The following is a 21218-nucleotide window of genomic DNA, read 5'->3' on the forward strand; positions in this document are numbered from 1 at the left end:
ATCGCACGACTTGGCGCGAAGAGAGCCGTGGCGCGAACGCGAGACCTGCGTGTCTTGCGTGCGCGCCACGGCTTATTGCAGCGGCGACCACCCGCGGACTGGGCGTCGAGCAAGGTCAGGCGGGATTTCGACCGAGGGTTCGACTCACAACGGGTTTAGAGTGAGAGCACACACAGTGAGGAGAGTGATCCGTTCATGGTGACCCAGAAAATCGTCGCCCGGCCGCCCAAAACCGCGATCTTTCTGACCCTGACCATCAATCGTGGCTCGGAAGACGCCGTACGGGACCTTCTCCCCGAGGTCTCAGGGCTGACAAGGTCGGTAGGTTTCCGGTATCCGGACAAGGATCTTCTCAACGTCGTCGGCATCGGATCGCGCGCTTGGGACCGTCTTTTCCCCGCAGCCCCCAGGCCGGCGCATCTTCACCCTTTCGAAGCGCTCGACGGCGATCCGCACCAGGCGCCCTCCACACCCGGTGATCTCTTGTTCCATATTCGTGGAGCGACACCGGACATGTGCTTCGAACTGGCTCGGTTGCTCATGAATCGGCTGGGAGATCACACCGTGATCGAAGACGAAGTCCAATCTTTCAAGTACTTCGATGAGAGAGATCTGCTCGGGTTCGTGGACGGCACGGAGAACCCCGAGGGCCAAGACGCATACGACGCCGTCCTCATCGATGACGACCCCCAGTTCAACGGCGGAAGTTACGTCCACGTCCAAAAGTACCTGCACGACTTGCAGGCGTGGAATTCGATCAGCGTCGAAGAGCAGGAACGGGTCATCGGGCGCACCAAATCGGACGACGTCGAGTTCTCCGACGACGTCAAGCCCACCAACTCCCACCTGGCTTTGAACGATGTGAGCGACGAGGACGGCAACGACCTCGACATTCTCCGGTTCAATATGGCGTTCGGGGATTTCACCAGCGGGTCCATGGGGACCTATTTCATCGGCTATGCCAAGGACCCTGCGGTTACGGAACAGATGCTGCAGAATATGTTTCTCGGTGACCCTCCCGGTAACTACGACAGAATCCTCGACTTCTCCACCGCCGAGACGGGTGCTTTGTTCTTCATTCCGAGCATCGACCTGCTCGATGAGATGAATTCCCTCGCCGAAGCGGCTGAGGCGGAACAGCAGGACGAGGTCGAGGGGCCCGCCTCGGAATCCGACGCTGAATTCTCGGAAGACAACGCGCCCACGAGCCTGAATATCGGGAGTCTCAAAGACTGATCACCTCATCACACACTCGAACGCCCGCCGAAGGGCGGGTGCCGCACCGGAAGGAACCGGTGCTGGAAGGAGAAGTCATGACCGTCAACAATCTTCACCGCGAACTAGCACCCGTCTCCTCGGCGGCTTGGGCCGAAATCGAGGAAGAGGCCGTCCGCACGTTCAAACGCAATATCGCGGGCCGCCGTGTCGTCGACATGCCCGAGGCCAAAGGATCCGAGTTTTCTTCGCTCGGGACGGGGCATCTGAAGCAAAGCCGTGACGTTGTTCCCGGTGCCCAGACCGTCAGCCGGGAGATCATTCCCGTTCTCGAGGTCAAGGTTCCGTTCACGGTCACGCGTTCCGCGGTCGACGACGTCCTCCGCGGCTCGGTCGATTCCGACTGGCAGCCGGTCAAGGACGCCGCGACCACCGTGGCCGCGGCCGAGGACACCGTGGTGTTCCACGGCAACGATTCCTTGGGGATGACGGGCCTGGTCGATTCCAGTTCCAACGATTCGATCTCGATTCCCGACGAAGTCCGGGAGTTCCCCGAGGCGGTTGCCCAGGCCTTGACGAGGTTACGATTGGTCGGCGTCGAAGGCCCATACACCCTGGTCGTTTCCGCTGATCTGTACACCAAGATTTCCGAGACGACGGACCACGGTTACCCGATCCTCGAACACATTCAGCGTGTGCTCAAGGACGAGGGCAAAATCATCTGGGCTCCCGCTCTCAATGGAGCACTCGTGCTCAGCGAGCGCGGCGGAGACTTCGAACTGCACCTGGGAGTCGACCTGTCGATCGGTTACGATTCCCACGATTCGGAGAACGTCAATCTGTATCTGAAAGAGTCCTTCGCATTCCGCGTGGCCTCGGATGAGGCATCCGTTCCGCTCTCCCGCTGAGGGACCGACGCCCCCTTCCCCATGCGATCTCCGTCGCCCTGGACGCCATGTGACGCAGCGACTAGCCGAGGGCGCGCGGATGGCTCGTGAGGAAGACCTCGCGGAGGGTGTCGGCGGTGACCTTGGTATATATCTGCGTGGTGGTCAGCGATGAATGGCCGAGCAGCTCTTGAACTACCCGAATGTCCGCGCCGCCTTCGATCAGGTGCGTCGCGAAGGAGTGCCGAAGCGTGTGAGGGGACAGCTCGGCCGTGATGTTTGCCCGTTCCGCGGCCTTCCTGAGAATGAGCCAGGCTCCTTGCCTGGTCAGGCGCCCCCCGCGTGCGTTGAGGAAGAGCGCGGCAGTGCCCTTTCCCTTGGAGGCGAACAGCGGACGGGCCCGCACGAGGTAAGAGGATATGGCCTCGTGGGCGTAGGAGCCGACCGGAACAAGGCGCTCTTTCCCCCCTTTGCCCAGCAAGCGCGCGACGCCGCCCGCCACCGGGTCGCCGTTCGGATCTCTCTGGACATCGCGGCCGTCTGGGCCGAAATCTGAGGACAGGTCGTCCCGGTCGACGCCGATGCTCTCCGAGATTCGTGCACCCGTCGAGTACAGGAATTCCAGGAGTGCGGCGTCACGAAGTCCGGCAGGCGTTTCCCGGTCGGGGGCCTCAAGTAATCTGGTCACGGTTTCGACCGGCAACGCCTTGGGAAGGCGCTCCCCTGCACTAGGCGGTGTGACGGTATCGGCGGGGTCGTGCTCCGCAAGGCCCTCGAGTAACCAGAATTTGTGCAGACCCCTCGCCGAGACGACGCCGCGTGCAACGCTGCGGGTCGAAAGACCGCATCCGCCGTCGGTCTTGGGGCGGGCCAAGTATTGGACGTAATCCCGCACATCGTCCGTGGTGATGTCACGAGGTTCCCTCACGTGCCGCTGACTGACGAGGAAGCTCAGGTATCGGTCGATGTCACGGCGGTACGAGGTCAACGTGTTGTCTGAGAGTCCGCGTTCCACGGTGAGGTGTTGGAGATAGCGGCGAACGGGACGGTCGAGACCGGCCGGGAGTTCCTGCTCACTCACCGGAATTCGACTCACGCAGGTGTTTGTGTGCCGCCCAGGGCTCTTCCGGATCGCGCAGATCGGCATGGTTGCGTTGAATACTCGCCCAGGCCGCGAGGATTGCGATATTGGCCGTCGGTGAGTGCAGACCAGTGGACAGGACGGCGCTGACGGCTTCTTCTATGGGAACCCATCTCTTCACGATCTCTGCCTCCTCATCCGTGCGCTCAGTCAGAACCTCTTCCGCGACGTCGTCGATTCCGCGGGCCAGGAAAATACGGTTCGCTTCGGTGGAACATCCCGGCGAATTGTTGAATTCGGCGAGAGTATGCCAGGTCGATGCTTTGAGGTCGGTCTCTTCCGCGAGCTCGCGCTGGGCCGCGGCGAGAGGAGATTCGCCCTCGACGTCGAGGAGGCCCGCGGGGATCTCCCACATGTTCATTTCCACCGGTTGGCGGTACTGGTTGATCAAGAGGATTTCGTTGTCCTCGTTGAGGGCGGCAATCGCGACGGCGCCGGGGTGCCGCATGTAATCGCGGACGAGCTCGTGACCGCCTTCGGTGAGGGCGAATCTCTCGCGGACGACGTCGAAGATCTGGCCCTCGAATGCGGTCTCGCGGGAAATGAGCCTGCGCGGATTGACCCTGTCCTGAGGCAGCCCGATGGTCGAAAGGTTGGGTGTCTTGGTCTCGTCGTGGGAAGCAGTCATGCCCCCAGGCTACCGCCGGGGCGAGGGTGCCCGGGAGTCTCCCTCCGCGGGGCAAGAGCGGGGCGTCCGCCGGGGCAGGAGAAAACCTTTGGCTGATCTAGGAATTTAGTGCAAAAGAATAGTTTAAGAAATTATTTCGAGATAACCTTCCGTGCACTCGCCAGAAAAGTTTTATTCGCGATGCCGTGTCACGTATTACAATACTGACACCGCTTTGATTCTACATAGAATATGGGACGCATTGTGAAACAAACAATATGCTCAATCGGCGTGGCCCTCCTCATTGCGGCCGGGTCTCTCACGCAGGCAAGCGCGTGGCAGTGGGCAGGGGGCGGAAGATGGGACAATGGAGTCGATATTAACCACGTGTGGTCGGATTATTTCCACGCCAGCCGTTGTCACGGCGCTACGGCCGTGGGGCAGTGGAGGGACCACAGGACCGCACCCAAAGGCGTGTGGGCCAAGGCCTCGGCAAAACGCAAGTTTTGGGGAGGCAATAAGGCCTACTACGACCATTGCTGAACATCATGCGCTCTCTGGCTTCGGTTTTCGCTAGCATGAATTTTCCGAGAAAATTCTTCGTGTTTCTTTCTGTCCCGCTCATGGCCGCGATTTTCGCTTTCGCCGCGTCTTGGAGCATTGAGACAGATTCCCCGATCCGGTCGAATCAAGTCCTGTGGATCGCGACGAACCTCGGAGACACCGCGGCCTCGACTCCGGAATCCGATCCTGAGCTTTCGCAAAAACTCGAGGAAGAAGCCCGGATCAGGCACCTGAATATTGCCAAGGTCCAGGACAACCGTCGGTCGCCCGTCAGCGGGGCGGAACTGCAGCTACTCGTCACTAACCCGGATGATTCCTCACGCCGGCTACTCGAGGATGGGTACCGTTCCTTCAACCCTGACTACCGAGTCGACGTGACGGAATGGAAGCCCCGGGCAGAGGATCCGCGCGCGTACTATTTACTTTTCGGCGACCGCGCCTCGAGCCGAGGGTTGGCCGACTCCTTGCAAAGACCCGAGTACAGGATCACCCAATTCGCGCTGTATTCGCCGTCGAATATTGTCAGGGTCTACGGGCTCTCGCCCTTGACTCTTGCGCTCTTATCGTCCTTGGTCGCGGTATTATGTACAACTTTCGCGGCATCAATCGCCCAGTCCAAGAGGAATGCTCGGTTCAGACTCGCGGGATGGCCCGTGTGGCGCATAGTCATTCAAGATATTCGCGACGGGGTCCTTCCGTGCGGGGCAGGCGCCCTCGGCGTCTTTGGCGCCGCGGGCATTGCACTCTGGTTCTACAACGAGCTCGCCTCATTCGACATCTATCTTGCCGTGAGTGCCGCGCTTATGGCTGTCTACCTGACCGTCATCATCGCATCGCGACTCCTCGCTCTCGCTCTGCTTTCTCTTTTACCGGTGCCCGAGGCACTCAAAGGAAGAAAGCCCACACGGTTGATTTACACGCTGTTGTTTCTTCTCCAGGTATCGAGCGTCTTCTTGGTCATCGGATCAGTCAGCGCATGGTTCACTGACTACGGGCTCGTGACATCGCATGTCCGGGCTCACAACGAGTGGGACAAGACCCCTCACGCCGCCTTTATCCCCGTGACCGGGTCGACATCGGGAGTCGGATCGGAAGACTCCGTAGGAACATGGTTGGCCTCAGAAGCCTCCCGCTCGAACCTGATTGTCAGCCAGGCCGACGTGTATCAGCAGGATATGGACGACAATGGAATTCCGAAATCGAGCGTTCCCATCCATTACATCAACTCTGAATACTTGAGACATCACACCATTCAGGGGATCTCGGAACAAATCGATTCCAGTATAAGAACCGGCAGAGAAACAATTTTGGCATTCGTCCCGGGAGGAATAAACTCCCGCTATTTGGATACAACGTCTTTGCTCCCCGTTGGAGTCCCTGAAAATTCGATCGAAAACGCGAGGATTCTACCCGCGGGGGAGGTTGGCGACGTTTTCACCTATGGGGATGTCCAAACTATCACCGAGGAATTCGTTAACAATCCCATTGTGGTGTATATCCCGGATGAGGTACTGATTAACAGTCCAAATACTCTGTATTCATGGGCCACCCAAGGGGGTCTCCTACTGTTGAATGGGGACGAGGCGATTCCCCGTTTGCATTCTTCCCCAGCGGATCACTATGTTGCCTCGATCCTTCCCGGAAAGGCGCTGCAATCCCATGGGCTCACAGTATCGCTTTCTCGGCTGGACCTTACGGGTTTCGCGATTCTGGTCTATTCGGCCTTGGCCGCATTTGCTTGTATCGCTTTCGCCGCTGCCTATTGCACGGCGCGAAAGGATCGACTGCTGCGTCGTGAAATTTCGGGTTGGCGACGGTTCTCTGCGGCAAGAACCGCGCTGATCGCCGAGTCGCTCGCGTGGTGTGCGGTGCCCGTGTTCACCGTGGCGCTCATCGTGCGTGCCGCGGATCCGATGGTTCTTGTCAGGATGTCTTCGGCGACCAATGATTCCTACATCAGGTTCATGGCCTTCGCAGGGTGCCTGTGGGGTTCCATGCTCTTTGCCCTGTCACGTGGCGCCATCAGCCACTTCGCCCGCCGCGTCATTCAAGAACAAGGGAGAATTCAGTGAATTCTTTTCTACGCCTAGAATCTGGACGCTTCGCCGTCGGAGGTCAAACCATTTGGAGCGACCTCAACTTCTCTGCCGAATCCGGAGAGATCGTTGCGGTCATCGGCAGATCCGGGTCCGGGAAAACATCGCTACTGAATTGTCTCGGAGCCCTATCGCGTCTCGACGCGGGGAGCATCACTATCCGTGGCGATGTGGTGTGCCCCGCGTCGGCAGCAGTCCGCCGCCGATTCCGACGAGATCACATCGGATACTTATTCCAGAATTTCGCCCTCGTAGAGACGGACACCGTGGAGCGGAATATTTGGGACGCCCTCCGTGCCCTACCGCGAAAACGACGGCCTGACAAGGAAACGATCGCACAGGCGCTGAGCGATGTTGGTCTGCGAGGTCGGGAGAAGGACAAGGTCTACCGGCTGTCCGGGGGTGAACAGCAGAGGGTTGCTCTGGCCGCCGTCCTGGTCAAGATGCCTTCGCTGATCCTTGCGGATGAGCCCACAGGCTCCCTGGACTCGGCGAACGGACACGTGATCTTGAACTGCATCCGTCGGCTGACAGACCAGGGATCGTGTGCCGTTATGGCAACCCATGACCCCACGGTCGCTGAGTTCTGTGACCGCGTGGTCGATCTCAATCCTTTCACCGAGGGGTACACGAATTCAGTGTGACGTGGACGTCGATTCATGGCATGGAAACCAGGCTACCGCTGGAGCGAGGGTGCCCGGGAGTCACCCTCCACGGGGCGAGAGCGGGGAAGGAGAAAACCTTTAGCTGACCTGGGGATCTAACACAAAAGAATAGTTCATGGAACTCTTTCCAAAGCGGCTTTCCCACACTGGCCAGAAAGGCATCTTCCACTCTTTCGTGTCATGTATTACAATACTGTCGCCGCTTTTATTTTACATATGAAAGGTGAACTTTTGTGAAACGAACAATATGCTCGATCGGCGCGGCCCTTCTCATCGCTGCCGGACGCTCATGCCGGCAAGCGCATGGCAGTGGGCAGGGGACGGAAAGTGGGAGAACGGCGTCGACAATCACCACGTCTGGTCGAACTATTGGCACACCAACTCTTGCCACGGCGCCACGGCGATAGGAAAGAAGACTGTCAAGGTCACAGCGCCGAGCAGACAATGGGCCATGGCTTCCGCACCGAGGGCACCGAGAGGCAACAAAGCGTACTGGAATTACTGCTAAAATTCCTACTCCATCGAAATTGTCAGTAGCTCACCCATGAATTTTCTGCGAAGATTCTTCACTCTGATTTTCGCCCCGTTGGCGGCGGCCATCTTTTCCTTCGCATCACTCTGGATTTTCGAAACTGATGCGCCTCTCATCGCGAATCACGTTCTGTGGATTGCTACGGATATCAATGATCCGGAGGCCAAAACCCCGGCGACCAATCCGGAGCTGATCCGTAGGCTGGAGGATCAGGCTAGAAACCGGCACCTGAATATCGCCAAGTTTCTGGACAACCCCGAATCGCCCGCCAGCGGCGCGGAATTGCAGCTACTGATCACCAATCCCGAGCATCACTCACAGAGGCTTTTGGACAACGGATATTCTCCCTTCAACCCGGGCTACGTGGTTACCGTGAAGCCATGGAATCATTCGGAGAACGACCCCCGTTCCTTCTATTTTCTTTACGGTGATGCCCACTCAATGAAGGGACTGGACGATGAGCTCGGCACACCTGGATACAAGGTGCAACAGTACGAAATCTACTCACCCAGAGAAGTTCTTGAGCGGAACACGGGCTCGCCCTTGTCGTTGGCATTCTCCGCCAGCCTCATCACGGCTTCGTGCTTCTCCTTCGCTACCGCCTTGGTGGGCTCCAAGAAAATCGCGCGCCTACGGCTCGCCGGATGGTCGATCTGGCGGATTCTTGGTCGTGATCTTCGATCCGGGGCGATCCCGTTGATCGCGGCTTTCTTGGCCACCGCCGGCGTCGCTGGCGCTGCTCTGTACTTCTACAACGGGCTCGCCTCATTCGGTATCTATCTTGCCGTCTACGCCGCATTCACCGCGCTCTTCATCGCCACCGCGCTCGCGTGCAGGCTCGGCGCTCTGGGGCTATTGTGCCTGGTTCCGGTTCCTGCAACGCTGACCGGCAAGAGACCCGTCAGATCGTTGTACGCGCTGCTCTGCCTCCTCGAAATCAGCTGCGTAGTGCTTCTTCTCGCATCGATCAGTTCCTGGTCCGAGGACTATGGTCTCGCAGCCTCGCACCGCCGAGCCCATGAGCAATGGCAGGCAACACCCAAGGCCGCTTTTCTTCCCGTCGCAGGGTCGACCTGGAGCGAGGCCGAAGACAAGCCCATCGAGGATTGGCTGGCCTCGGAACTTCAGCAAAGGAACGTGATCATCAGCTACTCGGATGTCAGGCAACGGGATGAGAATGCCGATGCCGTCATCGAGTCCAGCTACCCGATCGTCTACGTCAACCCCGAATACCTGAAATATCACAAAATTCAGGGTGTATCCGATCGCCTCGTGGTCGAGGACGTGGAACGGTCAAAGACGACCCAGGCCTTCGTACCCCGCGGCGCACCGACCGAGGACCTGACAGCGGATGCTCTTATTCCCGGTGTGGACCTGCGAGACCTAAAAATTTCGGCCACCGATACGACGGGCGAAGTCTTCACCCATGGGGACTTGGACAATTTCAAACGCGAATTCGCCGAAAACCCCATCGTGGTGGTCGTGCCAGATCAGGTCCTGATCGACGACCCCAGTCCGCTCACTTCGTGGGTGACCCTCGGCGGCGTCCTCCTGGAAGACAGTGAGGCCGCGGCAGACCGTCTGCGCGGGTCCGCGGCGGAACACTACGTCGCGCCGATGTCACCCGGGTTGGCCCATCAGGCACACGCACTCAAACTGACGATCGTGAGCCTTCAAGCCACGGGTTTCGCGATCGTGGTCTACGCCGTGCTGGTCGCGTTCTCGTCTCTGGCCTTCGCAGCGACCTACGCCGCGGCCCGCAAGGACCAGCTCTTCCGAAGACAGCTCTTCGGCTGGCGTCCGCTCGTGGCCGCGTGGCCTGCCCTCTCCGGCTTGGGGGCCGTGTGGTTCTCGATACCCGTTTTCACCTGGCTCCTGATTCAGCAGGCCATGGATCCCATGGCCCTCATAACAAAGTCATCCGCGGAAGTCAGAACGTACATCGAAATCATGTCAGCAGCGGGTCTGATTGTGGGCGCCGTCGTCCTCCTGCTCTCGAGTGGTGGGATCGTTGTCTTCGCTCACCGTGCCATTCAAGAGAGAGGAAGAATTCAGTGAACCCCTACCTTCGAGTCGAGTCCGCGCGCATGGAACTCGGCGGGAGGCCCATCTGGGACGGACTCGAGATGTCGGCCGAACCACACGAAATGGTCGCGATTATGGGTCCATCAGGGTCCGGGAAGACGACGCTGCTCAACTGCCTGGGAGCGCTGACCCGGCCCACCGCCGGCACGATCACGATCGGTGACCTCGGCGTGCACCCCGCCTCAAGGGCCATCAGACGCAAATTCCGACGGGATCATGTCGGTTATCTGTTCCAGAATTTCGCTCTCGTCGAATCGGAATCGGTCGAGAAGAATATCGTCGATCCGCTCCGAATCATGCCCCGAAAACGCCGACCCGTCGCCCCGGATATTTCGACAGCGCTGGGAGATCTCGGTCTGGCGGGCAGGGAGAAGGACAAGGTCTGCCGGCTGTCCGGGGGTGAACAGCAGAGGGTTGCTCTGGCCGCCGTCCTGGTCAAGAAGCCTTCGCTGATCCTTGCGGATGAGCCCACAGGCTCCCTGGACTCGGCGAACGGGCGCGTCATCATCGAGCCGATGCGCCGTCTGACCAATCGGGGAGCTTGCGCCGTGATAGCGACCCACGACCACGAGGTCGCGGAATCCTGTGACCGCATCGTGGACCTGGAACAGTTCGCGACCCTCAACCGAACCTGAAACCGTACGGCAAAGGACCGCCGTCATCCCTTGAACGGGAGACGGCGGTCCTTTGCATCTGCGGGTCGGCCTACTTGATTCGTTCGAGGGCCGCCGCCACCAGCCCCCTGAATAACGGATGGGAACGCGTCGGCCGCGAAAGCAACTCCGGGTGCGCCTGCGTCGAAACATAAAACGGATGCTCGGATGCGGGAAGCTCCACGAACTCGACCAAACGCCCATCCGGACTCGTGCCCGAAATGACCAAACCGGCCTTCTCCAGGTCCTCACGATAAGCGTTGTTGACCTCGTACCGGTGACGATGGCGCTCTTCAACCTCGGTTGCCGCATATGCTCCGGCCGTGACCGAACCCTCAACCAGCTTGGCCGGGTAGAGGCCCAGACGCATCGTGCCACCCAAGTCTCCGGCGCCCTCAACGAACTGCTTCTGTTCTTCCATGGTCGCGATGATCGGCGTCGACGTTTCCGGATCGAATTCCGTTGAGGAAGCGTCCTCGAGTCCGACCACATTCCGCGCGAACTCAATAACCATGCACTGCAGGCCGAGGCAAAGACCCAGCGCGGGGATTGAATTTTCTCGCGCATACTTCAAGGCACCGAGCTTGCCTTCCAAACCTCGAATCCCGAAACCACCGGGAACGCAGATCGCGTCGACTCCTCCCAACTGGTGGGCCGCGCCCTCGGGCTGCGAACACAAATCCGAAGCAATCCACTTGAGTTTGACCTTCGCGTCATTGGCGAAACCTCCTGCGCGCAAGGCCTCAGAAACCGAAAGGTAGGCGTCCGGGAGGTCGATGTACTTTCCGACCAGGCCGATCGTCACCTCGTGGGTCGGCTCGTGAACCACCTTCAGGAGCTTGTCCCACTCCTCGAAATCGGCTTCAGCGCACTTTAGACCGAGGTAATCGAGAACGTAGGAATCCAAGCCCTGGTTGAATAGCGTTTTGGGAATGTCATAGATACTCGGTGCGTCCGGGCATGAAATCACAGCCTCGGTATCCACATCGCACGCGCCCCCGACCTTGGCCTTGAGAGGCTCCGGGATGTCCTGGACGCAACGCAGAACCAGAGCATCGGGAATGATGCCGAGGCCACGCAGCGCCGCAACCGAATGTTGGGTGGGCTTCGTCTTGAGCTCCCCCGAGGGCCCGATGTAGGGGATCAAGGACACGTGCAGGAAGAAAACATTCTTTCGTCCGACGTCTCTGCGTACCTGACGCGCCGCTTCGAGGAAGGGCTGAGATTCGATATCGCCGACTGTCCCGCCGATTTCGGTAATGATGATGTCAGGAGCGTCGGGCGTACCTGTGGCTCGGCGCCGCATACGAGATTTGATCTCATCCGTGATGTGAGGAATGACCTGAACCGTGTCCCCAAGGTATTCGCCGCGACGCTCCTTGGCAATCACGGTCGAGTAGACCTGACCCGTGGTCACGTTGGCGGAAGCGTCCAGGTTTTCGTCGAGGAACCGTTCGTAATGCCCAATGTCCAAGTCTGTCTCGGCGCCGTCGTCGGTGACGAAGACCTCACCGTGCTGGAAGGGATTCATGGTTCCCGGATCCACGTTGAGATAAGGATCCAGTTTTTGCATGGTCACGGAAAGGCCACGGGACCGCAGGAGGCGACCAAGGCTTGATGCCGTCAGGCCCTTGCCCAAGGACGATGCGACACCGCCCGTCACGAAGATCTGGCGGGTTATTTTTTCGTCGTTTTGGGAAGTTGCCGGGGATGTCTGAGTATCGTTCACCACGGAATTTAAGCCTATCACGAGAGGGTCACTGCGAACCGTGGAACCTCGTCCGTCGGCCGCCTGCGGCATGGAAGAATTTGGGTTATGACAGCTGCTCGGCGTCCTGCAGAAGTTCCTTCGCGTGAGCACGTGCCGCCTCGGAATCCTCGTGGCCGGCCAGCATACGAGCCAACTCGATGGTGCGCTCTTCAGCGTTCAGCACGTTGACTTCGCTCACGGTTGAGTCCTTGGATTTCAGGACGAGCACGTGACGATCCGCATAGGCTGCAACCTGCGGCAAATGCGTGACCACCAAGACTTGGACGTGTTGAGCGAGGTGCGCGAGCCGTTTGCCGATCTCCACCGCTGCCTTGCCACCAACGCCGGCGTCGACCTCGTCGAAAATGAAAGTCGGAACGGGATCGACCTCGGCCAGGACGACCTCGAGAGCGAGCATCACACGAGAAAGCTCGCCGCCTGAAGCTCCCTTACCGAGCGGCCTGGGGCTGGCACCTTCATGAGGAGCCAGTTTGAAGGCGATGACGTCTTTGCCGTCGGGGCCGAATTTCTCCGCCTCGGAAACCTCCACGACGAGGGACGCGTTCGGCATGGCCAAAGCTTTCAGCTCGGAAGAGACCGCTTTGGCCAGTTTCTTGGCCGCACCTCGCCTCAGTTCCATGAGCTCGAGCGACTGCTGCTCCATATCCCGGCGAAGGGTCCTGAGCTTCTCCTCGAGAGCCTCCGAGCGCGCGGGATCATCGGTCAGCTGTTCGAGACGTGCCCTGTTGGTCTCGGCCCATTGGAGGACCTCGGCGATGTCGGCACCGTACTTGCGGGTCAGCTTCTTCAGCGCGGAGCGCCTCGACTCTACCTCTCCCAGTCGTCCCGGGCCCTCGGCGTTCAGCTCCGAAAGATACCCTGAAAGCTCTTCACCGATGTCCGCAGCCTGAATCATGAGTTCACGGACTCTTTTGGTCAAGGCCGCGAGGGCCGCATCCTCGTCAGCCTCCTGGGCCAGCGCTCGATGAGCGGAGTCCAACAGGACGGAGACCGTGACGGCTTCGAGATCAGAATCGTGTCCGCCGACCAGAGCGGATTGAGCGGTCTCGGCGGCGGTCCGCAATTGCTCGACGTTGGTCAACCTGGCAGATTCCGCGTCGAGGGCTTCTTCTTCCCCTGGCTGGGGTTTGACGCTGTCGATCTCCTTGAGAGCCTGACTCAGACTCTGCGCTTCGAAGGCTCGGGCACGAGCATTTTCCCTGACCTCACGAAGCTCGCGCGCGGAGGATCGGTACTCCTCGTAATTCGAACGATACGTCTCGAGAGCCTCGGCAAGTTTGGGCCCGGCATAAGAGTCCAACGCGGTGCGTTGTGCCTCGGCAGATCGAAGACGTAACTGGTCCGTCTGGCCGTGAACGGCCACCAAAGTCTCGCCCACACGGGACAAGACCCCGATCGGCGCCGCGGCCCCTCCAATGGTCGCCCGGGAACGACCTGAGGCATTGATCGTCCGGGAAAGGATCAGTTCGTGAGGTAATTCGTCGGCGAACGCATCCGCCTCGATGGCGTGGGCCTCTCCCCCTGCTTCCTCGGTGAGGCCGAGCGCCGCATGCCCGTCCGGAAGCCTCACGACGGCCTGAGACAACGCCGATTTGGCTCCCGAACGTACCGCTGCGGCGTCGGAGCGCGCTCCCAGGAGCATACCGAGGGCCGTGACGACCATGGTCTTGCCCGCGCCGGTCTCGCCGGTCAGCACCGTCAGGCCCGGCCCCAGGGGCAAGGTCGCATCGGTGATGACGCCCAGGTCGCGAATATGAATCTCTTCGATCATGATCCTTGAGCCTCCTCCTGCTCGGGGTATGCGCCGTGACGCCGGACCGGTCCCCGCCAACCGCGGGTCGGAAGATCGAATTTCTTGACCAAACGTTCCGAGAACGGTGCCGGGTGAATCCGGGCCAGCCGAACGGGCTTCTCCGAACGCCGGACCTCGATCCGGGATCCCGGAGGAAGCTCGGTCGTGCGACGACCGTCGCACCACAGAACCCCGAAATGCCCGTTGGTCGGCAAGAGTTCCACGGCCATGGTCGATGAAGGAGCCGTCACGAGCGGCCGAGCGAACAGAGCATGAGCGCTCAAAGGCACCATCAGCATGGCCTCGACCTCGGGCCAGACGATCGGTCCGCCTCCGGAGAATGCGTATGCTGTCGAACCCGTGGGAGTGGCCAGCACGACGCCGTCACACCCGAAGGTGCTCAAGGGGCGCCCATCGACTTCGATCACCACCTCAACCATTTTCTCGCGGTTGCCCTTTTCGATGGATGCTTCGTTGAGCGCCCAAGTATGGGTCAGAACCTGGCCTCGGCTCCACACCAGGACGTCGATCGCCATGCGCTCTTCTACCGTATAGGTCCTGTTGACAATGTGGTCCACGGCCTCATCGAGGTCGCTGCGCTCGGATTCCGCCAGAAAACCTACGTGCCCCAGATTCACGCCAATCAGTGGGATATTCGTGTGCCGAATGATTTCTGCAGCTCGCAGAATGGAACCGTCTCCGCCCAGGACCACGCCGAGTTCGATGTCATCGAGGGCAACGTTCTCATTGATGACCTGGACCCCCACGGACTCGGCCTCGGTCCCCCGAAGAATTTCCAGGTCCCTGCGGCTCATCACCGGTATCAGACCCGCGTCCCTGAGCCGAACACATGCCTGAGTCGCTGCGGCGGTGGCTTCCGCGCGGCCTGTGTGCGCGAATAAGAGGATCTTGCGACTCATATATTGTGTGCCTTCCGATCGAGACGGGTATGGCTCTCATGGGAGAATCCGTAGTTCTACATTAGGCGACGGTCCTGACACTTTAAGCTCATATCAGCCCCAGCACTCAGATTCGTCCCAGAGACTTACCGGGCCTTCTCCCCGGTGGCTGGTTTCCTCAGATGCAGGAAATATTCGCGGTTGCCGTCCTGGCCAGGCAATTGCGAGGGCTGCTCACCGACAATATCCAACCCCGCTTCGACCGCGCAGTCACGCACTTTCTGGATCGCGGCCGCACGATCGGTGTCGCTGCGGACGACACCGCCTTTGCCGAGTTTCGATTTGCCGACCTCGAATTGCGGTTTGACCATGAGGATCAATTCACCGCCCCCAAGAGTTGCCTCGGCCAAAGGCTGGATGACCAGGGTCAATGAGATGAAAGAGAGGTCACCCACGGTCAGATCGACTTGACCTCCGATGTGCTCGGGCCGCAGATTCCGGACGTTCAGGCCTTCGATGGACTCCACCCGCGGGTCGTCCCTCATGATCGGGTCCAGCTGACCGTGCCCCACATCGACCGCGGCCACGTGGCTCGCGCCCGCTTCCAACAGAACCTGTGTGAATCCGCCTGTCGAAGCACCCGCATCAAGACAGCGACGTCCCTGGACGACGATGCTCGGAAAAGCCGCGAGCGCACCGGCCAGTTTGTGCCCGGCACGGCTCACGTATTGAGGGCCGGCGCCCAGAACGACGAGGACTTCATCTTCTGGTCGGACGGCGTGCGAAGCCTTGAGGACGACCGTTCCATTGACCGAAACCCGTCCCTCCGCAATCAGCCTCGCGGCCATCGTGCGCGAGCGTGCGTCTGTCTGGTCAACGAGCCAGCGATCCAGTCTCACGCGAACTTTTCCGAGGGGTCGTCTTCTTCCGTATCGGAATTCCGAGCGGAAAAGTTGTCCACCAGGCCCTGCGGCAAGGCCGAGGGGTCCTGATCGAGGAGTCGCCGGAGTTCATTGTGCAGCCGATCGAAGATCACGGCGTGCTCCTCTGCCGGGGCATCGTCGAGCGAATCCAGGATCGCTCCCAGATTTTCCGGGGTCCCGTTCCGGGCGAATGCATCAAGGGAGGCGGTCTGTTGCTCGAGCCTCTCTGCGCTTCGTTGATCGGTCACGGATTCGCGCTCCTGCTCGCCTACGGAATCGGGACGGCCAGAATCCGTTCCTTCGGGGCCTTCCGGGTTCGTCTCCTCGGTCCATTCACTCATGTCCACTGGATCTCCGCGCGGGTTGCCGTTAGCTCGTCCGGATGCGCGGACCACCACGCGGCCATGGCGGTTCGCCAGGCAAGGAGCTGCGATGAACGCGCAGTCGTCTCAATGCGCAGGGTCGTGCCCTCCGCGATGGCCCGTGCGACGTCGTCGATCACGGCGACCGAGCCGTGGCCTCGTACCTCGACCTGGGGCTTGCGATATTCCTCGAACAATTCACGAAGATTACTCAGCACATAGGTGGGCCGTTCCGCTGAACGGGCATTGACCAGGTCTTCCATGCTTTGGACTCCAGTCATCACGGCGATGCTGGGCAACCCTGCCTGGTGGGCCCCAAAAATATCGGTATCCAGCCGGTCCCCGACCACGACGGGTCGCTCGACTCCCAGCCGACCGACGATAGTTTGGAATATCTTCGCGCCCGGCTTGCCTGCGACGAAAGGCTCCCGACGGGTGGCCACGGAAACGGCATGAACCAGAGTCCCGTTGCCCGGTGCAATCCCACGTTCTTTTGGAATCGTCATGTCCGTATTGGACACGATCCACAGAACCTCGTGAGAGGCCAACGCATAAGAGGCATTCGCGAGGTCCTGCCAGCCGAGGCCGGGGTCGAAGCCCTGCAGGACAGCCTGGGGCGACTCGTCCAACCCAACGACTTTCAGCCCCGCAGCCCGCGCGCACTCGGCCAGGGCATCGGAACCACAGATACCTACGGATGCTCCATCGGGCAACCGATCGACGGCCAACTGGGCCGCCGACTGAGCCGAACTCACCACGTGTTCGGCATCGGTCGATAGCCCGAGCGAGTTCAGATGTTCGGCCACGGCGGCGACGGAGCGAGACGCATTGTTGGTCACGTAGGCGACGGATACCCCATCGGCCGCAGCGCGGTTAAGGGAATCCACGGCGCCGTCGATCGGATGGGGCCCGGCATAGACCACACCGTCCAAGTCGGACAGGATGGCGTCAAAACTGGAAATCAGCGCACTCATGGACAGACTAGTCGTCCTCTCCACGGCGTTCCTGAACGGCTTCGGTCTCCGGGTCCTGCCCGGTCACGTCTTCCTCGACGACGCCCCCGTCCTCGGCCGACTCGTCTCTGACCACTTCCACCGCCTCCGGATCGCGGTTGGGCCCACCTGCGGGGGTCAGTTCCTCGTGATCCGGGGAGGACAGCTCCTCACTGGGCTCCGGTGCCGAGGTCTCGTTCTGCTCGATCATGGCTTCGGCTAGGTCAACGCCTTCCTCGTCCGAGCGAGGATCTTGCGCAGCCGGTTCTTCGTCCGGCAGGACCTCGATCTCGTAGATTTCGGGTTCTTCGAACTGGCCTTGGCCCAAGGCCGCCTCGGCGATGGTGGCCAACCGTGCCCACGAGTTGGCGTCCTTGGCCTGACCCATCTCTTCCAGAAGATCGGCGTATGCGCTGAACAGGCGGGGGCTGTAGGAGAAGGCTTTCTTTCGGTTGAGTTCGGGAATCTCGAGGGCAGCCTTGGCCCTCTGCAGCTCACCCTTGTCCCGGTAGATTCCGGAGACAACCATGGCCAGTTCCGCCTTCTGTGCCCCTGTCAGATCCGTCAGGCTGGGATCCTGCGATGTTTCGAGCGCTTTGTCGATCCGGCCCAGAGCGCGCTCGGAGTCGACGATCAATGCGATGTGCTCGTTGGATCCGGTCATGCGCCGGTGAGTCCGCAATTCGCGCAGCGCAACGTCGAACTGTTCCGCTACGTAGGCTGCGATCGCTGCGGCTTCACGCACCGCGGCCACACGTCCTCCGCGACGGACCGCGGCCTGCGCATGTTCGAGCGCGAATTCGGGGTCCACCTCGAGGTACTGGCTTGCCATCACCAGGTGCTTGCCCACGGTTTCGGCGTTGTCCTTCTCGAGGACGTGCAGTTCGCGGAGGACGGCTTTGTCGAGTTCGCGTCCGGTGACTTCTTCATCGATTTCCGGGGCTTTCGGACGGGCGGGGCGGTAACCCTCGCGTGCCGGCTTCTGATCCCTTTGGTCCCGCTCGAAGCGTCCGCGAGGATCCTGATCTCGGCGGCGTGGATCCCGGTCGGAGCGGTCGTAGGGCTTACGATCGTTGAAGCGACGTTCGCGGTCACCATCTCGTCCGCCGTCGCGACCTCGATAGTTGTTTCCGCCCTTGCGGTCAAAGCTCCCGCGCTCAGTCCCTCGGTTCCGGTTGCGGCTATCCCCGCGATATGAATCCCTGCGGTCGTCCTCAGCCAAGCTCGTTCTCCTCTATTAGCGTTGTGCGGGCGGTTCGTCGTAGCGCCGACGCCTCGCGGTCCTGAGGGAAAGTTTACGCACTTTGAGGGGTGTTCAGGGTATCGGATGGCCGGACTTCGCGCATGACGTACGCCTCCAAGGCCTACCGAAAAGCGCTCTGTCCGGTGAGCTTCTGTCCCAGGATCAAGGTGTGTACCTCGTCCGTCCCCTCGTAGGTCCGCACCGATTCGAGGTTATTGGCGTGCCTGAGCGGCGGGTAATCTCCCGTGATCCCGTTGCCTCCCAGGATGGTCCTGGCTTCACGACAAATCTCGATGGCGGCCCGTGCATTGTTGAGTTTTCCGACGGAGATCATGTGGTTTTCCAAAGACCCTTCGTCCTTGGCCCGCCCGATTCTCAGGGCGAGCAATTGCCCCTTGTTGATCTCGAGCGACATGTCCACGAGCTTTTTCTGAGTGAGCTGATAGGAACTCAGAGGGCGGTCGAACTGCAGCCGCTCCTGTGAGTAGGACAAAGCGGCTTCGACCGAGTCCCGTGCGGAGCCCATGGCTCCCCAAATAATTCCGTATCTCGCCTCGGTCAGGCATGCGAAGGGCCCGCGCAGCCCCGGGTTCTCGGGCAGAATAGCATCCGCGGGAAGACGAACGTTGTCGAAGTCGATCGTGCATTGAAGGGACGCGCGCATTGAAAGCTTCTGTGTAATGGGAACCGCGTTGAACCCGGGCGTATCGGTCGGAACGATGAAACCGCGCACAACCTGCCCATCTTTCCCATGCCCCGATGTGCCCGAGTCCTCTTCCGGAACCTTCGCCCACACGATCGCTACGCCGGCTATCGTCGCCAAACCGATCCAGCGTTTGTGTCCATTCAGGACCCACTCGTCGCCTTCTTTGTGGGCGTTGGTCAGCATGGACCCCGGGTCCGAACCCGCTGTGGGCTCAGTCAGGCCAAAACACCCGATGACTTCGCCCGACGCCATCTTGGGCAACCACTTCTGCTTCTGCTCTTCCGAGCCATTCTTGTAGATCGCGGACATCGCGAGTGACCCCTGGACGGACACGACCGTCCGCAGGCCCGCGTCACCGGCTTCCATTTCCTGCATGGCAAGGCCATATTCAACGGCGGAACGCCCAGCACAGCCGTAACCCTTGAGATGCATCCCGAAGAGGCCGAGCTCGGCCATCTCGGGCAGCAACTCGGTCGGCAGAACGGCTTGGTCGAACCAATCGGCGATGTTGGGGCGGATCCGGCGGTCGACGAAGTCGGCCACGCGATCCCGCACCTCGAGTTCGGAATCGCTGAATTCGGATTCGATATTGAGTAGGTCAGTGGGGTGTTTCGGCATGACGAAGCTCCTTTATTCTGCTGAGGTATGCGGGTCACCAGCGACGTCGCTGGTAGCTTGACGCCGGGCCAACCAGTCCAGAACGGCGTCTCGGTCTTGGTCCAATCGGGGCGGAGCCTTGTCGTAGCTTGGTCCGGTACGACTGAAACCGATCGGACTCTTGATCGTAGGTACGGCATCGTCACCCGTGCCCGCGTCCACTACGGGTGAGAGCCCCAGCTCCTCGGCGAAGCGGATACCGCCTGCGACATCGAGAATCGGCGAACACGGCAAACCGGCTTCACGCAGCTGGTGGAACCACACGTCGCTGGTCTGCTCGGCGAGCACATCCTCAATGAGTCCTCTCAGCTCCGACCGGTTTTTATTGCGCTGGGGCATGGTCGCATAACGGGGGTCGTCGGCAAGTTCGTCCCGGCCGAGCTCGTGGGCGAGGACACGGAACTGGGCGTCGTTGCCGACGCAAATCACGAGTTGACCGTCTTGGGCCGCAAACGGTCCGTAGGGAAACAGGCTGGGATGATCGTTGCCCATACGATGCGGCACGTCGCCAGCTGCCACGAAGCCTGAGGTTTGGTTGGCGAGACCGGACAAGGCCGAAGACAACAGGTCTAAGCCCAGGTGCTGCCCCTTTCCTGAACGCTCGCGCTCGTGGAGGGCGGCCAGAATTCCGACGGCCGCGTGCAGTCCTGTCACGACGTCGAATAGCGCCACGCCCATACGTTGCGGAGGCCCGTCGGAAGAGCCTGTCAGGTCCATCATGCCTGAGACCGCCTGTGCCAGGAGGTCATAACCGGGAAGGGCCGCCCCGCCCTTGGTACCGAATCCGGTGATACTGACGTGCACGAGCCGCGGCCACCGCCGTGCGACGGACTCTTCGTCGAGCCCAAATTTTTCGAGGCCGCCGGGCTTGTAGTTCTCGATGAACACGTCAGAGGCCTCGATGAGGCTGTAAGCGGTATTCCGATCTTCCTCGTTCTTAAGGTTGAGCTGCAACCCATATTTGCCGCGATTGACGCCGAGGTAATAGGTGCTCTCCCCGTCCCGGTCCGGCGGTTGCCATTGACGGGTGTCGTCACCGTGGGGGCCTTCGATCTTGATGACAGTTGCACCCAGGTCGGCCAAAAGCATGGTGCAATACGGACCGGCCAGGACGCGCGTGAAATCCGCGATGACCACGCCCGATAGAGGACCACCAGATCTCCGCTCGAGTCGTGACTTCTGGTCGGACATCTGCAGCCTCCTCGCATCATTGTGCCAGGCACCACATAATCACTCGTGCGAGGTCAACCACAAATCATGGTTCTTCAGACAAGTCACATGCGAGCTCACAATGACGACCACACGCACAGCCTCAGTCCTAAGTAATCAGCCCCCGGGGGGGGCCAGCACAGGGGGCCAGCACAAGGGGGTTAAACACAAAAAAGGTGCAGCACGATGCACACCACCACCCCACCACAACGACAGGAC

At 60.5% G+C, this 21218-nt stretch carries 19 protein-coding genes; 8 read left to right on the plus strand and 11 right to left on the minus strand.

Annotated elements, in window-relative coordinates:
* The first annotated feature begins 195 nt into the window (after positions 1 to 195).
* Both EWV35_RS06735 and EWV35_RS06740 read left to right on the plus strand, forming a co-directional pair.
* On the plus strand, positions 196 to 1236 hold the full coding sequence (locus EWV35_RS06735) for a Dyp-type peroxidase (protein ID WP_129659422.1): 1041 nt from the start codon (positions 196 to 198) through the stop codon (positions 1234 to 1236).
* Positions 1237 to 1313: 77 nt separating this feature from the next.
* The gene (locus EWV35_RS06740) at positions 1314 to 2123 is read left to right on the plus strand and encodes a family 1 encapsulin nanocompartment shell protein (protein WP_129659425.1); all 810 of its coding nucleotides are present in this window, start codon (positions 1314 to 1316) and stop codon (positions 2121 to 2123) included.
* Positions 2124 to 2184: 61 nt separating this feature from the next.
* On the opposite strand, the gene EWV35_RS06745 is transcribed toward EWV35_RS06740, so the two are convergent.
* Together EWV35_RS06745 and EWV35_RS06750 are read right to left on the minus strand one after the other, a co-directional pair.
* A complete protein-coding gene (locus EWV35_RS06745) occupies positions 2185 to 3183 on the minus strand; it encodes a site-specific tyrosine recombinase XerD (RefSeq protein WP_238654209.1) in 999 nt (332 codons plus the stop codon).
* On the minus strand, positions 3176 to 3871 hold the full coding sequence (locus EWV35_RS06750) for an NUDIX domain-containing protein (RefSeq protein ID WP_129659431.1): 696 nt from the start codon (positions 3869 to 3871) through the stop codon (positions 3176 to 3178). Before EWV35_RS06750 ends, EWV35_RS06745 begins: the two co-directional genes overlap by 8 nt.
* A 231-nt stretch (positions 3872 to 4102) precedes the next feature.
* Here EWV35_RS06750 and EWV35_RS13620 point away from each other — a divergent pair, with 231 nt between their 5' ends.
* The 6 genes from EWV35_RS13620 (at position 4103) to EWV35_RS06780 (ending at position 10427) form a co-directional block, all read left to right on the plus strand.
* Positions 4103 to 4393, plus strand: coding sequence for a lactococcin 972 family bacteriocin (locus EWV35_RS13620; RefSeq protein ID WP_129659434.1), 291 nt, complete (start codon positions 4103 to 4105; stop codon positions 4391 to 4393).
* A gap of 59 nt (positions 4394 to 4452) precedes the next feature.
* A complete protein-coding gene (locus tag EWV35_RS06760; protein ID WP_129659437.1) occupies positions 4453 to 6486 on the plus strand; it encodes a hypothetical protein in 2034 nt (677 codons plus the stop codon).
* A complete protein-coding gene (locus EWV35_RS06765; RefSeq protein WP_129659440.1) occupies positions 6483 to 7154 on the plus strand; it encodes an ABC transporter ATP-binding protein in 672 nt (223 codons plus the stop codon). The genes EWV35_RS06760 and EWV35_RS06765 overlap by 4 nt, the downstream gene beginning before the upstream one ends.
* A 310-nt stretch (positions 7155 to 7464) precedes the next feature.
* Positions 7465 to 7683 carry a lactococcin 972 family bacteriocin gene (locus tag EWV35_RS13625; RefSeq protein WP_165168411.1) on the plus strand — a complete coding sequence of 73 codons (219 nt, stop codon included), beginning with the start codon at positions 7465 to 7467 and terminating at the stop codon, positions 7681 to 7683.
* 36 nt (positions 7684 to 7719) lie between these two features.
* Entirely contained in the window at positions 7720 to 9765 is a 2046-nt protein-coding gene (locus EWV35_RS06775) for a hypothetical protein (protein ID WP_129659446.1), read from the plus strand.
* Entirely contained in the window at positions 9762 to 10427 is a 666-nt protein-coding gene (locus EWV35_RS06780; RefSeq protein ID WP_202976047.1) for an ABC transporter ATP-binding protein, read from the plus strand. Before EWV35_RS06775 ends, EWV35_RS06780 begins: the two co-directional genes overlap by 4 nt.
* Before the next feature lie 70 nt (positions 10428 to 10497).
* On the opposite strand, the gene EWV35_RS06785 is transcribed toward EWV35_RS06780, so the two are convergent.
* The 9 genes from EWV35_RS06785 to EWV35_RS06825 form a co-directional block, all read right to left on the minus strand.
* Entirely contained in the window at positions 10498 to 12195 is a 1698-nt protein-coding gene (locus EWV35_RS06785) for a CTP synthase (protein ID WP_129659693.1), read from the minus strand.
* 64 nt (positions 12196 to 12259) lie between these two features.
* Entirely contained in the window at positions 12260 to 13987 is a 1728-nt protein-coding gene (gene recN, locus EWV35_RS06790) for a DNA repair protein RecN (protein WP_129659448.1), read from the minus strand.
* Entirely contained in the window at positions 13984 to 14928 is a 945-nt protein-coding gene (locus tag EWV35_RS06795; RefSeq protein WP_129659451.1) for an NAD kinase, read from the minus strand. The genes recN and EWV35_RS06795 overlap by 4 nt, the downstream gene beginning before the upstream one ends.
* A 125-nt stretch (positions 14929 to 15053) precedes the next feature.
* Complete coding sequence (locus tag EWV35_RS06800; RefSeq protein ID WP_129659454.1) at positions 15054 to 15806, minus strand: TlyA family RNA methyltransferase; 753 nt, start codon at positions 15804 to 15806, stop codon at positions 15054 to 15056.
* Entirely contained in the window at positions 15803 to 16171 is a 369-nt protein-coding gene (locus tag EWV35_RS06805) for a hypothetical protein (protein ID WP_129659457.1), read from the minus strand. Before EWV35_RS06805 ends, EWV35_RS06800 begins: the two co-directional genes overlap by 4 nt.
* Entirely contained in the window at positions 16168 to 17166 is a 999-nt protein-coding gene (locus tag EWV35_RS06810; protein WP_342210827.1) for an HAD-IIA family hydrolase, read from the minus strand. Before EWV35_RS06810 ends, EWV35_RS06805 begins: the two co-directional genes overlap by 4 nt.
* A 7-nt stretch (positions 17167 to 17173) precedes the next feature.
* On the minus strand, positions 17174 to 18406 hold the full coding sequence (locus EWV35_RS06815) for a hypothetical protein (RefSeq protein ID WP_129659460.1): 1233 nt from the start codon (positions 18404 to 18406) through the stop codon (positions 17174 to 17176).
* Positions 18407 to 18548: 142 nt separating this feature from the next.
* Positions 18549 to 19751 carry an acyl-CoA dehydrogenase family protein gene (locus tag EWV35_RS06820; protein WP_129659463.1) on the minus strand — a complete coding sequence of 401 codons (1203 nt, stop codon included), beginning with the start codon at positions 19749 to 19751 and terminating at the stop codon, positions 18549 to 18551.
* 12 nt (positions 19752 to 19763) lie between these two features.
* Positions 19764 to 20981 carry a CaiB/BaiF CoA transferase family protein gene (locus tag EWV35_RS06825; protein ID WP_129659466.1) on the minus strand — a complete coding sequence of 406 codons (1218 nt, stop codon included), beginning with the start codon at positions 20979 to 20981 and terminating at the stop codon, positions 19764 to 19766.
* Positions 20982 to 21218 lie beyond the last annotated feature (237 nt).

This window comes from Rothia uropygialis (assembly GCF_004137765.1).
Taxonomy (GTDB): Bacteria; Actinomycetota; Actinomycetes; order Actinomycetales; family Micrococcaceae; genus Rothia.